This is a genomic window from Marinobacter sp. (assembly GCF_033722195.1).
Lineage (GTDB): Bacteria > Pseudomonadota > Gammaproteobacteria > Pseudomonadales > Oleiphilaceae > Marinobacter.
Map to the genome: position 1 here is coordinate 1 of NZ_JAWVZL010000087.1, position 12,925 is coordinate 12,925.

At 63.1% G+C, this 12,925-nt stretch carries 14 protein-coding genes; 2 read left to right on the forward strand and 12 right to left on the reverse strand.

Features of this window, described 5'->3' with window-relative positions:
• From flgL to R3280_RS13310, 12 genes are all read right to left on the reverse strand, one after another.
• Window positions 1-1,004, reverse strand: a 1,004-nt coding sequence (gene flgL / locus R3280_RS13255; RefSeq protein ID WP_318999087.1) for a flagellar hook-associated protein FlgL, incomplete at its 3' end; no start/stop codon positions are given.
• Between the two features lie 18 nt (window positions 1,005-1,022).
• The gene (flgK, locus tag R3280_RS13260; RefSeq protein ID WP_318999088.1) at window positions 1,023-3,053 is read right to left on the reverse strand and encodes a flagellar hook-associated protein FlgK; all 2,031 of its coding nucleotides are present in this window, start codon (window positions 3,051-3,053) and stop codon (window positions 1,023-1,025) included.
• Between the two features lie 5 nt (window positions 3,054-3,058).
• A complete protein-coding gene (flgJ, locus tag R3280_RS13265; protein ID WP_318999089.1) occupies window positions 3,059-4,072 on the reverse strand; it encodes a flagellar assembly peptidoglycan hydrolase FlgJ in 1,014 nt (337 codons plus the stop codon).
• 8 nt (window positions 4,073-4,080) lie between these two features.
• A complete protein-coding gene (locus R3280_RS13270) occupies window positions 4,081-5,178 on the reverse strand; it encodes a flagellar basal body P-ring protein FlgI (protein ID WP_318999090.1) in 1,098 nt (365 codons plus the stop codon).
• Window positions 5,175-5,879 carry a flagellar basal body L-ring protein FlgH gene (flgH, locus tag R3280_RS13275; protein WP_318999091.1) on the reverse strand — a complete coding sequence of 235 codons (705 nt, stop codon included), beginning with the start codon at window positions 5,877-5,879 and terminating at the stop codon, window positions 5,175-5,177. The genes R3280_RS13270 and flgH overlap by 4 nt, the downstream gene beginning before the upstream one ends.
• Before the next feature lie 33 nt (window positions 5,880-5,912).
• Window positions 5,913-6,701 carry a flagellar basal-body rod protein FlgG gene (gene flgG, locus R3280_RS13280; RefSeq protein ID WP_318999092.1) on the reverse strand — a complete coding sequence of 263 codons (789 nt, stop codon included), beginning with the start codon at window positions 6,699-6,701 and terminating at the stop codon, window positions 5,913-5,915.
• 82 nt (window positions 6,702-6,783) lie between these two features.
• Window positions 6,784-7,536: a flagellar basal body rod protein FlgF gene (locus R3280_RS13285; protein ID WP_318999093.1), complete on the reverse strand. Its 753-nt coding sequence runs from the start codon at window positions 7,534-7,536 to the stop codon at window positions 6,784-6,786.
• Between the two features lie 345 nt (window positions 7,537-7,881).
• Complete coding sequence (locus tag R3280_RS13290) at window positions 7,882-9,735, reverse strand: flagellar hook protein FlgE (protein ID WP_318999094.1); 1,854 nt, start codon at window positions 9,733-9,735, stop codon at window positions 7,882-7,884.
• A 26-nt stretch (window positions 9,736-9,761) separates the two neighbouring features.
• Window positions 9,762-10,433, reverse strand: coding sequence for a flagellar hook assembly protein FlgD (locus tag R3280_RS13295; protein WP_318999095.1), 672 nt, complete (start codon window positions 10,431-10,433; stop codon window positions 9,762-9,764).
• A gap of 24 nt (window positions 10,434-10,457) precedes the next feature.
• The gene (flgC, locus tag R3280_RS13300) at window positions 10,458-10,904 is read right to left on the reverse strand and encodes a flagellar basal body rod protein FlgC (protein ID WP_318999096.1); all 447 of its coding nucleotides are present in this window, start codon (window positions 10,902-10,904) and stop codon (window positions 10,458-10,460) included.
• Between the two features lie 34 nt (window positions 10,905-10,938).
• The gene (flgB, locus tag R3280_RS13305; protein WP_318999097.1) at window positions 10,939-11,337 is read right to left on the reverse strand and encodes a flagellar basal body rod protein FlgB; all 399 of its coding nucleotides are present in this window, start codon (window positions 11,335-11,337) and stop codon (window positions 10,939-10,941) included.
• 218 nt (window positions 11,338-11,555) lie between these two features.
• Window positions 11,556-12,116, reverse strand: a complete 561-nt coding sequence (locus R3280_RS13310; protein ID WP_318999098.1) for a nitroreductase — start codon at window positions 12,114-12,116, stop codon at window positions 11,556-11,558.
• A 177-nt stretch (window positions 12,117-12,293) separates the two neighbouring features.
• On the opposite strand from R3280_RS13310, the gene R3280_RS13315 reads away from it, so the two are divergent.
• Window positions 12,294-12,605 (forward strand): DUF962 domain-containing protein, encoded by a 312-nt coding sequence (locus R3280_RS13315; protein WP_318999099.1) that lies wholly within the window; start codon window positions 12,294-12,296, stop codon window positions 12,603-12,605.
• Between the two features lie 37 nt (window positions 12,606-12,642).
• Window positions 12,643-12,925, forward strand: a 283-nt coding sequence (locus R3280_RS13320; protein WP_318999100.1) for an MASE2 domain-containing protein, incomplete at its 3' end; no start/stop codon positions are given.

The following is a 12,925-nucleotide window of genomic DNA, read 5'->3' on the forward strand; positions in this document are numbered from 1 at the left end:
AGGCCGTTGATGGTCAGGGTGTCGTCAGCCTGGGGCGTGAAGCCGGCCGCCGGCAGGGTCGCCACCGCCGGTGTCTTGGCCTGGTTCTCGAGCCCGTAGATCAGCTTTTCCACACTGGCGAACAGGGACTGCTTCTCCGAGGTCTTGATGAAGAATTCGTCACCGGCGGAGGCACCGGTGATTTCGAACTGGATACCGGCCACCCGGATCGGCTCGCCGCTGGTGTAGGCGTTATCCGGCGCGGCCGGGGTCAGGTCCACCGGCGGCGTGGTGCGTGTGGCGACGGAGAAGGTGGCACCGCCGGGGTCGATGGTGACCACCAGGTCATCCGGGTAAACCGTCTCGAACACGTCCTGGTCCAGGGTCATGCCGGTGCTGATGCGGGCCGGCGGCTGGGCGTTGTTGGGGCTGGCTTCGGTGGTGAAGGTGGGCCGGTCCGCCGCCACGTCGGTAAAGATTTTTTTGCCGTTATCGCTGATAGCGACCGCCACGCCATTGTCCACTTCCAGCTTGCGCTGGCCCTCGTCACCCTGGTAAACCCAGTTGCCGGACACGTTCTGGGCAAAGCTCTGGGTGCCGCCCTTGAAGCCGCTGAAGATGTACTCGCCGGAGGCATCCCGGGTATTGGCCAGCGATGCCAGCTGCTCCACGCGCTGGCGCAGCTCGGCCGCCACTGAAGTGCGGTCCTCGCTCGACAGAGTGGCGTTGCCCGCCTGCACCGTCAGCTCCCGCACCCGCTGGATCAGATCGGTGACGTCCGCCAGGGCGGATTCTTCCTGCTGCAGCCGGTTGGTCGCCAAATCCACATTGCGCTGGTACTGGTTGACCTGCGCCACCTCCTGGTCGAGTTTCAGCAGGCGCGCCGCTGCCACCGGGTCGTCCGATGGCCGGTTGACCTTCTTGCCGGTGGACACCTGCTCCTGGGTTTTCTGGAGCCCGCTGTTGAGGTCCTGGAGGCGGTTGATGCCGTCCTGGAAAACCTGCTGCGACGAAATACGGATCATGATCCTGCCCTCAAAGTCTTAACGGAACGTGCTCAGGAGTGTGTCGAACAGGTCCTGGGCCACGCTCATCACCTTGGCCGAGGCGTTGTAGGCAGCCTGGTACTGGATCAGCCGTCCGGCCTCTTCATCCAGGTTGACGCCGGAAATGGATTCCCGCTGGTTCCGGGTCTGTTCCAGCAGGGTCTGGCCGGCATCCAGGTCCAGCTGGCTCTGGCGCGTGGCCACACCCACCTCCTCCACCAGGCCACCGTAAGCTTCGGTGAAGCTCTGATTGCCGCCATTCATGGTATTGGCAGTGGCCAGGCCGCCCAGCAGGCCGACGTTGCGGTTGTCGGAGATGCCGTCGGTGTTGTAGTTGATCAGGAACCGGTCATTGGCCTGGGGATTGCCGTTCAGGGTGAACTGAAAGCCCCGGTAGTTGGGATCGCCCGGATTCTCGGAAAACAGCTTGTTGGCAATACCCGGCTGGAAGGTCTGGCCGGTGACCGGCGGCGTCAGCGGCACCGGGTTGGCCGGATCGCTGGCGTCCAGAATCTGGTATTCGGTGGCGCTGACAAACTCCACCATCAGCGGCGGCGACAGCTCGCCACGCTGGCTGAAGGCCGGCAGCGGTACATTGGTCAGCGGGTTGCGCACCGCCAGCATGGTGCCCTGGGAGATCACACCGTTGCCGGTATTGCCGGCGTCCCCTTCGGCCCGGATGGGACTGGCGAAGGCCAGGTCTTCCTCACGCTCAACCTGCAGCGCCAGCGCCGAGGCAGCGCCACGGGTCGGCCGCACCAGATAACTGTCGCCCTGGGCAAAGGTGCCGGACTCGATCCGGATATTGAATCCCGGCAGGCTCAGCTCTGCCGGCAGGGTGGCGGGTATCTGGCCCTGGCGAACCACGTCGCCGGAGGCCTTGTCCACCAGAGTAAAGTTCTGGCTGTCGACGAATTTCAGGGTGTAGCTGCCGGCCTCCAGCACGCTGGTGTCGGTGATCTCGACACTGACCACGCCATCCTTGGGGGGCTGGTTGTTGCTGTTCGGCGTCACCCGGCCCAACTGGGCATCGCGGCTGTTGATGTCGGTGAAGAACAGTCCACCCAGATCGTTCTCCAGATCCATACCGATCTGATGTTGCCGGTTGATCTGGTCCGACAAGGCCACGGCCACACGACCCAGTTCATCAAAGGCCACATTGAGAGGGCCGGCGGCGAACTCACGGAGCCCGCCCAGCTTGCCGCCCACCACCTGCTCGGTAACCACCCGGGTCTGGTTGCCGGTGGTGAGAGTGAAATCCACCGCGGTGGGGTCCTCGGCACTGCGCTGGACACCCAGGCGGGAGGCCTCGGCGCCGATCACCAGGGCCTGGCCGTTGCTCATCTGCACGTTGACCTGGCTGGCACCGGCGTCCACCACCCGGATCTTCATCAGGGCGGACAGTTCGCGGAGCTTCTCGTCGCGCTGGTCCAGCAGGTCGTTGGGCAGATTACCCTGGGCCAGGCCGGGGGTTTCGGAGATGGCCAGGTTAAGATCCGCAATACTGGACAGCAAGGCATTGACGTCACTGGTGGCGGCACCGATCTGGCTGTTGATCGACTCCCGCTGCTGGATGAATGCCGAGTTGAGCGACTGGAAACGGTTAATGAGGGCCTGGGCCTCACTCAGCACCAGCTGGCGCTGCGGCAATGCGGCCGGGTCCTCGGCCGCGCTCTGCAGGCTGGCAAAGAAATTATTCAGAGCGTTATTGAGACCGGTGCTGTCGCCACCGAGCAGGTTGTCGAGCCGGCTCAGCTCGCCGTTGAGGGTCTGCTGCTCGTTGAACAGGGCGGTATCCGAACGCAACTGTTCGGTCACGAAGCTGCTGGCAATGCGGCGGATGTCCGCCACATTGACGCCGGTCCCGGCAGTGCCAGCACCGGTGCGGGCGCCGGTCTGGGTCTCGAACAGCACATCCTGGCGGCTGTAGCCGGCGGTGTTGGCGTTGGAGATGTTGTTACCGGTGGTGTTCAGGGCCGACTGGTGGCTGAGGACGCCGGTCAGACCAATATTGATCAAGCCTGCCATGGTCGTTACTCCTCACTGGCCCGGTAGGGGGTGGCCGCCGAGGCGCTCACCGGCTGCAGCAGATCCCGGTCCAGGATGCGGCGGATCTTCTCGCCGTAGGCCGGGTCGGTGGCATAGCCGGCAGCCTGCAGCTTGTCGGCAAACTCATCCGGGTTATCCGCCGAGGCCAGCACATCCCGGTAGCGGGGGTTGTTGTGCAGGAAGTGGGCGTAATCGCGGAAGCTGGACTCGAAATCCTGGTAGGAGCGGAATTCCGCCCGCTCGCTCATCTTGATGCCTTCCCGGTACTCGCTGGTGGCAATGTTCACCGACTCGCCCTGCCAGCGGCTGTCGGCCTTGATGCCGAACAGGTTGAAGCTGGGCTCACCGGCGCCGTTCTCGATCATGTGCCGGCCCCAGCCGGTTTCCAGGGCTGCCTGGGCCACCATCACCTGGGGATTGAGGCCACTCTCGGCAGCCACCGACTCCGCAATGGGCATCAGGTGGCTGACGAACTCTTCCGGCGACTCGAACCGCACCGGTATTGGCGCGGGTGTTTCGTTCGGGACAGCCGGCTCGGCCTTCCTGGGCGCGGCCGCCATCACTTCCTGTACCTTGTCCAGCTGTGCCGGCAGTCTTGGCGACAGCGCCGGCAGGCTGCGATCGTAATCGCGGATGCTGGCGCGGTGGCCCGCCAGGGTCTCACCACTCTCGCTCATACCCGGAATCTGCCGGCTGAGCTGGCGCACCAGGGCGTCGGCAAGGCCCAGACCCTGCTGTTTCGACAGGCTCAGGCTGAGCTGGCTGTCGAACATCTCCTGGTAGAACTCGGACTGGCTGCTGTTCAGGTAGTTACCCTCCGACAGCACCTTGTTGGCGGAACGCATGGACTTGAGCATTTCGGACAGGAACAGACTCTCGAACTGTTTGGCCACCTGCTCCAGGGCTGACTTCTTGTCCGTGCGCGCCTGGGCCTTCAGCGCATTGAGTCCGCTGAATTCGGTGTAGATCTGAGCCTGGTCGAGTCGTGAGGTCTGCATCACATCACCTAGATCACAATCAGCTCGGCACGCAGGGCGCCGGCCTGTTTGAGGGCTTCCAGTACGGCCATGACGTCACCTGGGGCCGCGCCCACCTGGTTCACCGCCTGGACGATTTCATTCAGGGTCACCGCCGGGCCGAACTTGAACATCCGTGCCGGCTCCTCGGTGATGGCAATCTGGGTATCCGGAGTGACCACCGTTTCGCCACCGGCGAAGGGGTTGGGCTGAGCCACTTCCGGGTTCTCGGCAATGGTCACGGTCAGGTTGCCGTGGGTCACCGCCGCCGGGCTGACCTTGACGTTCTGGCCCACCACGATGGTGCCGGTACGGCTGTTGATCACCACCTTGGCGGCGTCCTCGGCCGGGTCCACCTCCAGATTCTCCAGGATGGACAGGAAACTGACCCGCTGGGACGGATCCCGCGGCGCCTTGACGGACACCGAGGTGGCGTCGTGGGCGTAGGCCATGTCGCCGCCCAGGGTGCCGTTGATCACATCCACCATGCGCCGGGCGGTGGTGAAGTCCGGCCGCAACAGGTTGAAGGTGATGGTGTCGCCACGGGTGAAGGGTGACAGCACTTCCCGCTCGATGGTGGCACCGTTGGGAATCCGGCCCACGCTGGGCACATTGACGGAAATCCGCGAGCCGTCGGCACCGGAGGCGCCGAAACCGCCGACCACCAGACTGCCCTGGGCCATGGCATAGATCTGGCCGTCGGCGCCTTTCAGCGGGGTCATCAGCAGGCTGCCGCCCCGGAGGCTGTCGGCGTTGCCGATAGAGGACACGGTGATGTCGATTTCCTGGCCCGGCTTGGCAAAGGGCGGCAGGTCGGCGTGGATGGTCACCGCCGCCACGTTATCCGTGTTGGGATTGACGCCCTCGGGAATGGTGATGCCGAACTGGTTCATCATGTTGCGGAAGGTCTGGTTGGTGAAAGGCGCACTGTCACCGGAGCCGTCCAGACCCACCACCAGGCCGTAGCCGATCAGCTGGTTGGAGCGCACGCCCTCCACACGGGCCATGTCCTTGATACGGTCCGCGAGCGCCGGAGCGGCAATCAGCAGGGCCACCAGGGCCGGGACAATAAGGATCAGGCGTCTCATAACGGGAACCACTCGCTGTTGAAGAAGCGGGCCAGCCAGCCCATCTGGTTGGCCTGGTCAAAGTCACCGGTGCCGCCGTAGGCAATTCGGGCGTCGGCGATGCGATTGGAAGCAATGATGTTATTGGGGCTGATGTCCTGCGGCCGCACCAGGCCGGTCAGGCGGATGTACTCGTCGCCGTTGGTGAGGGACAGCCACTTCTCGCCGCGGATGCGCAGCACACCGTTGGGCAGGACCTCGGTCACGGTCACGGTGATGCTGCCCGCCAGGCTGTTGCTCTGGTCCGCCTCGGCCTGGCCCTGGAAATCGCGCTCCAGATTCAGGTCGGTGGCCATGCGGATGCCGGTGCGGCCCAGGATGCTGCCATCATTGAGGCTGATCTCGTTGTCCTTGGTGATGTTGCTTTCAGCGGACTTGCTGGCCTGGGTGGACTCCTGCAGGTTGACCGTCAGCACGTCCCCCACGTTCAGCGCCACCGTGTCGCCGTACAGGTTGTAGTTGCGGCTGCTCTGGAAGATGGCGCCGGAGAACTGGTCCCGCTGCACCATGGCCTCGGCCATCACCGGGGCATAGGCCGGATCGTCAGGCATGGCCCGCGGCCGGCTCATGGCGGTACAGCCCTGCAGCGCCGCAAGCACGACGACGGTGGCAAGGGTGGCGCCCCTGCGCCGGTTGAAGCGGGTCAGGATTCTGGCTGTCATGGTCATCTCACATCACCTCGTGCCGCGTGCTCATCAACCGATGTTGTTGGTAATGAACTGGAGCATCTGGTCGGTGGCGGACACCACCTTGGAATTCATCTCGTAGGCGCGCTGGGTGGTGATCATGTTCACCAGCTCCTCCACCACCTCCACGTTGGAGGCCTCAGTCATGCCCTGCTCCACGGTGCCCAGCCCGGCGATGCCAGGCTCACCTTCGGTCGGATCGCCGCTGGCGTTGGTCTGGCGGAACAGGTTGTTGCCGATCGCCTGCAGGCCCTGCGGGTTGACGAAGTCCACCAGGGTCACCTCACCCAGGTTCACCGGCGCGGCCTGGTTGTCCACCACGGCGGAGACAGTGCCGTCCTTGCCGATGGTCACGGTGGTGGCGTTCTCCGGTACGTTGATGTTGGGCTCCAGCAGGTAGCCGTCCGGGGTGACCACGTCACCGTCGGAGTTGAGCTGGAACTGGCCGTCACGGGTGTAGGCCACCTCGCCGTCCGGCATCAGCACCTGGAAGAAACCACGGCCGTTGACGGCCATGTCCAGCGGCTGCTCGGTCACCTGCAGGTTGCCCTGGGTGAACTGCTTGGCGGTACCCACCACCCGCACACCGGTACCCAGCTGCAGGCCCGAAGGCAGCTCGCTGTTCTCGGTGTTGAGACCACCAGGCTGGCGATTGATCTGGTACAGCAGGTCCTGGAACACGGCCCGGTCACGCTTGAAGCCGGTGGTGTTGACGTTGGCCAGGTTGTTGGAAATCGTGGACATGTTGGTGTCCTGCGCGCTCAACCCGGTTTTGCTGACCCAAAGTGCTGGATGCATGTCTGAACTCCTTATTGAACCCGGACGGACGGCGGCAAGTTCTTGCCGCTAAGTCCGCTCTGGCGGGCTTTCGGAACGCTTATCAAAGGTTCTGCAACAGCCGTGCCGTTACTTCTGAATTCTCATCGGCGGTCTGCATGATCTTCACCTGCATCTCGAACTGACGGGACAGCTGCAGGTTGGAAATCATCTCTTCCACCGCGTTGACGTTGGAGCTTTCCAGGAATCCGGAAGTCAGGCGCATGTTGGCGTCCAGGGGTTCCGGGCCTTCCAGGGCGGCATCGGGTTTGCGGCGCATGAAACCGTCAGTACCTTTCTCCAGTGCCTCCGGTGGCGGATTGACCAGCTTGATGCGATCAATGTTGGCCAACTGGTTGGGGGGACCGCCCACCGGCACGATGGACACGGTGCCGTCGTCGCCAATCTGCAGTTTCTCGTAGGGCGGCAGCGCAATCGGACCACCATTGCCCATGACCATTTCACCGCTGGAGGTGCGCAGCAGACCGTTGACGTCCACCTGCAGGCTGCCGGCGCGGGTGAAGACCTCTTCGCCGGTATCGTTCTGGATCGCCATCCAGCCGTCGCCCTTCATGGCCACGTCCAGATCCCGCCCGGTTTCCACCAGCGCGCCGGCACGCAGCTCGGTGCCGGGCCTTTCGGTCATGGCATAGGCACGGGTCGGATGATGCTCGCCAAAGACGGGCATGCTGCGGGCCTGGGCAAAGTCCCGCTTGAAGCCGGTGGTGTTGACGTTGGCCAGGTTGTTGGCATGGGCCTGCTGGGCCAGCATGGTCTGCTTGGCGCCGGACATACCGATGAAGATGGACTTGTCCATGGGAAAACTCCTGCCGGAATTTTGACTGATACAGTCGGTTATGCAGGAGTCGTGCCAGAGAGGCAGAGGGACGTTCTCGGAGTCTGGGGAAGCAAGCGGATAAGTCCTTCCAAAACCGTCCGGAGCCATGGATGGCGGAGGCCGAGCGTACAGGGGTGAGGCAAGCGATTATGAAGCAAAGCTTCATGTGCAGCCGAACGACCACAATCTGCGATTGTGGGCCGGACCCCGCAGGGGTATGTACAGCGTGTTTTGGAAGGACTTATCCGCTTGCTTCCATGCTCTGTGGTTCAAACACAAGCCGGCCCGGGATACTGCTTCCGGGCCGGCTTAGGTTTAAGCGGTTTAACGCAGGTTGATAATGGTCTGGGTCACCGAATCCGCGGTCTCGATGGTCTTGGCGTTGGCCTGGTAGTTGCGCTGGGCAATGATCAGGTTCACCAGTTCCGCCGACAGATCCACGTTGGACTCCTCCAGCGAGCTGGCCTTGATGGAGCCAAGGGTGCCGGTATCCGGCTGGCCAATCACCGGCTGGCCTGACTCAAAGGTCTCCACCCAGCTGGTCTCGCCCACCGGGGCCAGGCCGTCGGTGTTGCGGAAGGTGGCCAGAGCCACCTGCCCCAGGGTCTGGGACTGGCCGTTGGTATAGCGGGCGAACAGGATGCCGGTGTCGGACACATCCAGACCGGACAGCCGGCCGGTGGTATAGCCGTTCTGGCGCTGATCATTGACACCGAACGCGCTGCCGTACTGAGTGGTCTCCGACAGGTCGATCACGAAGTTGGAACTCACCGGCGGCTCCGGGATCGGCGTGGTGGCGCCCTGGGAAATCAGCCGGGGGCCGGCGGCGCCGTTCGGGTCGCCGTTCTCATCCAGCGGGGTCCAGTTGGAGATCAGCACCTCGCCATTGGGATCGCCGTCAATACTTTCCAGGGTACCGTCGGTGTTGAACTGCAATTCAAAGCGGGCACGGGAAGGGTCGCCATTGGCGTCAGGCGGGTCCCCCACGTCACGGCCATCGACCTGCACATACATGGCCCAGACGCTCTCACCACCGGCCACCGGCTCCTTGACGAAATACTGGGTGATCTCGTGGGAGTTGCCCAGGCTGTCGAAGATGGTGGTGGAGGTGGCGTGGTTATAGGTGCGCTGGTCATTCGGGTCGAACACGTTGGATCGGAAAGGCTGTGTCGAGGCCCCGGTCAGCAGGTTGCCGGTCGAAGTCAGCGTGAGTTCCCGGTCGAGCGTGACGTTAAGACTGCCCACCTGGGTGGCGGTGACCGGCCCGGCCCCGCCCTGATAGGTCACGTCGAGGTCATTACCACGACTTTCGGTGAGACGGAAGTTACCGCCGTTGACGGTGGCGCTGACACTGTTCAGAGGCGAGTTGTTGACAGCGTCCTGCAACCAGCCCACGGGATCGGGTTCGGTGGCCGGAATATCGAAGTTGGTGCCCTGTATGGTGACCGTCTCACCGGCCTGAATGTCCCCGGTGGGGATATCGTAGGTGGTCCGGGCCGAAGCGCTGACGCCTTCCTCCTGGTTCAGCAGACTGGCCACATCCGCTGCAGAAGTCCCTGCAGCCACCGCCACATCCCGAGTGGATCCATCCGGGTAGGTTACCGTCAGGGTCTGGGCTCCGATGGTGGCATTGGGCGCAGGCTGTGTGGTCTGAATGGTGGTACCGCTGACCTCCAGAACTCCCTCGCGGGAATCCAGGTTGAGTTCGGAGAACAGGTTGGTGGTACGCCGGGGCGCCAGGTTGTCGGTGTCGATCTGCAGGTCGCCGCGAACACCGGACAGGTTGCCATCGTCATCGGCCTGGAAGCCCTGAACACGCATACCCTGGTTGTTGGTGACAAAGCCGTTCTGATCGACACCGAACTGGCCGGCGCGGGAGTAGCGAATCTCGCCGCCGTTGTTGAGTACAAAGAAGCCGTCGCCGTTGACGGCCATGTCGAGGCCGTTGTCGGTGAAGCTGATGTTGCCTTGGGCAAAACTCTGCTGCACGTCCTGCACCCGCACACCATCACCGATAGGGTTGGTACCGGAACTAAGGAAACCGCTGGCGTAAAGGTCACCGAACTGCACCCGGCTGCCCTTGAAGCCCACCGTGCTGGCGTTGGCGATGTTGTTACCGGTGACGTCCAGGTCCACCGATGCTGCGCGTAAACCGCTAAGACCTGTATTGAAAGCCATCTGACACCTCGTCTGTTCTTGACCGGTTAGTTGATCTGCTGGACGTCCGACAGGGCGATGGAGCCCATGCCGGCCAGGTTAAGGGTGACCTTGCCCTGATTACCCAGCGAGACGCTGTCCACATTGGCACTAACCAGCGTTCCCAACTGCTCGTTACCCTGCGGATAGGATCCTTCCGCGACAATCCTGTAGGCGCCCGGCGGCATGGCCTGGCCCTCGGAATTCTTGCCGTCCCAGGTGAAGCTCACCTGGCCGGCCTGGCTCGCGCCCATGTCGATCTGGCGCACCCGCTCGCCGGCCTGGTTCACAATGGAGACCCGCAGGCTGGAGGTGGACGCCGGCACCTGCACCACACCCTTAAGCTGACCGTCAGCCCCCAGCAGACCACCCTCGGACGGCACCAGCACGGTACGGCCCACCATGGCGGACGCCTGCAGGGCCTGGGTGGAGCGGAACTGGCCCACCACGTCATCGACGTTACCGGACAGCTTCTGCATCTCTTCCAGGGAGCTGAACTGGGCCAGCTGGGCGATAAAGTCGCCGTTGTCCTGGGGCTCCAGCGGATTCTGGTTCTTGAGCTGGGCAATCATCAGTTCCATGAACTCGTTCTTGCCCAGCTCCTGGTTCTTGCTGGCCTCGTTCTGGAACCGGTACTGACTCAGCACATCGGAAGCGGCAGTGTTGTTGATCGTGCTCATGACTCAGTCCTCATCAAGTCGCTTTTACTGCCCAAGGGTCAGGATGCGCTGCATCATGGATTTGGCGGTGTTCATCACATCCACGTTGAGCTGGAAGCTGCGGGAGGACGACATCATGTCCGCCATTTCCTCCACCACGTTCACATTGGGGTAGAACACGTAGCCGTCCTCGTTGGCGGCGGGATGATCCGGCTGGTACCGCATCTGCAGCTCGGCATCGCTCTCGACAATACCCTCCACCCGCACTCCGGCACCGGCATCGGAGTCGGTGCCAAAGCCCATACCGGTACCGTCCGGATTCATCATGCTCTGCTGGATGGCGGCAAACACCGGCTTGCGGGCCCGGTAGGTCTGGTCCGTGCTGGAACTGGCGGTCTCGGCGTTGGCGATGTTGGATGCCGTGGTGTTCAGTCGCAGTGACTGCGCGGTCATGCCGGAACCGGCGATGTCAAAAATGTTGCCCAGTGACATGGATACTCTCCCGATCTAGTCAGTCGCGACTGAATTATTCGCCCTTGATGGCCTTGCTGAGGCCGGTGAACTTGCTGTTCAGGAACTGGAAGCTGGCCTGGAAGTCCATGGCGTTGCGCATGAAGCGGCTCTGCTCCTGCTGGGTGTCCACGGTATTGCCGTCCACGGACGGCTGCTGGGGAACCCGGTACAGCAGTTCGCCGTCGGCACCACCGCCGTCACCAACGCTCATATGGTTGGCGTGGCTGCGGGCCATCTCGAAGCCTGAGGCGGCTTCGGCCTGCTCCAGCATGCTGCGGAAATCGATATCGCGGGCCTTGTAGCCGGGGGTGTCCGCGTTTGCCAGGTTGTTTGCCAGCACTTCGGCCCGCCGGACGCGGGCGTTGACCGCGTGTTCATGAATGCCGAGGGCGCTGTCGAAGTTGATAGCCATTGCCGTCTCCCGAAATTTGAGTCACTCAGGGCCGGCGTGTCTTTGCCAGCCTGAGGGTGTCTGAAGGAGTATAAGCAACGACGGTGCCAGTTTTTCGGGAGACCTGTTCTGGCGCGTTTCGGAGCGGATCAGGAAGGGTCAAGGGGTAATGGTGCCGGCGGTTTGCCGGCACCGCCGGGGCAAAAGCGGCAAAGCTTTTCCCCCGGCCAATCAGGCCATCAGCGCGGCCAGCGACTGACGAAGTCGGCAACCTCCGGGCGCGGCACCGCAGGTTTGCGGCTTTCCACCGTGCCCACATAAAGGAAGCCGGCAATGCGTTCCTCAGGGTCCAGGCCCAGGCCATCACGGATTCGGGGGTGGTAGGCCACATCACCTGTGCGCCACATGGCGCCATAACCGGCTGACTCCAGGGCCAGCAGCAGGTAGCCCAGGCCCACCCCGGCGGACACCATCTGCTCGATCTCCGGCACCTTGGGATGTGGCCGCGGGCTGCAGATACCGACGATCATCATCGGCGCCCGCAGGGGCATGCGGCGCAGCTTGTCCCGGTCCGCCCCCAGGGGCTGGTCCGCGTCATCGGCGGCACTGGCGAACAGCTCACCCAGGGCGTCCAGGCCCTCACCTTCGATAACCAGATACCGCCAGGGCCGCAGCAGGGCGTGGTCCGGCGCCCGGGCGGCGCAGGCCAGTACGCGGTCCAGCAGTGCCCGGTCCGGCGCCGGGGCAATCAGTCTGGGTTCGGAGGCTCGATTGAGAATGGCGTCGATCACGTCAGTCATGGCAAGGTCCGTGGCTGGAAAGTGGCGGCTGGTCAGGCCAGTTGTTGGATCCGAATTGTCGCTATCAGGTAATACTGTTAGTCTTTAGTCGTAGTTCACCGGCGGCACATACCCCTGTGTCCCCGGGAACCGTCTGAAACACTACATTAAAACAACAACTGGGCCGGTAGAAATACCATGAGCAACGATCCCAAGTTCAGCAGTTTTTCCGAGTTCTACCCCTATTACCTCGAAGAGCACAGCAATCCGGTCTGCCGCCGCATGCACTACATCGGCAGCATGCTGGTGATTGCCGTCGTCATCTATGCGCTGGTGACCGCCAAGTTCGCCGCGCTCCTGCTGGTTCCGGTCATCGGCTACGGCTTTGCCTGGCTGGGGCACTTCCTGTTCGAGAAGAACCGGCCGGCCACCTTCAAATACCCCCTGTACAGCCTGATGGGCGACTGGGTGATGCTGAAAGACATGCTAACGGGTCGGATCCGGTTCTGATTCGATGAATGCTCCCCTGTCCCTGGGAAAATCCTCCGTGAGCAAATCCCTGATCACGGACGGCCAGAGTACGCCGGTGGCGATCCCGCCCATGCCGGATTACAACGGCCGCATCCTGGCCTATGTCGCCACCGGAGCCGTGATCGTTGCCGGGCTGCTGGAGGGCGTGTTCCCGGGCTGGATGGTCTGGCTGGTGGCCGGCGCTTTGATCTGGCCCCATGTTGTCCATTTCCTCACCCGGCGCACCTTCCTGCGCTTCTCCCCCCGCATCCGCCAGAAAATGCTGCTCTGCGACTGCATCGTGGGGGGCGCGTTTATCG

Excerpts from the sequence above, each read along its gene's own strand:
- flgK (WP_318999088.1), bottom strand. The coding sequence starts at position 3,053 with ATGGCAGGCTTGATCAATATTGGTCTGACCGGCGTCCTCAGCCACCAG.
- flgJ (WP_318999089.1), bottom strand. The coding sequence starts at position 4,072 with ATGCAGACCTCACGACTCGACCAGGCTCAGATCTACACCGAATTCAGC.
- R3280_RS13270 (WP_318999090.1), bottom strand. The coding sequence starts at position 5,178 with ATGAGACGCCTGATCCTTATTGTCCCGGCCCTGGTGGCCCTGCTGATT.
- flgH (WP_318999091.1), bottom strand. The coding sequence starts at position 5,879 with ATGACAGCCAGAATCCTGACCCGCTTCAACCGGCGCAGGGGCGCCACC.
- flgG (WP_318999092.1), bottom strand. The coding sequence starts at position 6,701 with ATGCATCCAGCACTTTGGGTCAGCAAAACCGGGTTGAGCGCGCAGGAC.
- R3280_RS13285 (WP_318999093.1), bottom strand. The coding sequence starts at position 7,536 with ATGGACAAGTCCATCTTCATCGGTATGTCCGGCGCCAAGCAGACCATG.
- R3280_RS13290 (WP_318999094.1), bottom strand. The coding sequence starts at position 9,735 with ATGGCTTTCAATACAGGTCTTAGCGGTTTACGCGCAGCATCGGTGGAC.
- R3280_RS13295 (WP_318999095.1), bottom strand. The coding sequence starts at position 10,433 with ATGAGCACGATCAACAACACTGCCGCTTCCGATGTGCTGAGTCAGTAC.
- flgC (WP_318999096.1), bottom strand. The coding sequence starts at position 10,904 with ATGTCACTGGGCAACATTTTTGACATCGCCGGTTCCGGCATGACCGCG.
- flgB (WP_318999097.1), bottom strand. The coding sequence starts at position 11,337 with ATGGCTATCAACTTCGACAGCGCCCTCGGCATTCATGAACACGCGGTC.
- R3280_RS13310 (WP_318999098.1), bottom strand. The coding sequence starts at position 12,116 with ATGACTGACGTGATCGACGCCATTCTCAATCGAGCCTCCGAACCCAGA.
- R3280_RS13315 (WP_318999099.1), top strand. The coding sequence starts at position 12,294 with ATGAGCAACGATCCCAAGTTCAGCAGTTTTTCCGAGTTCTACCCCTAT.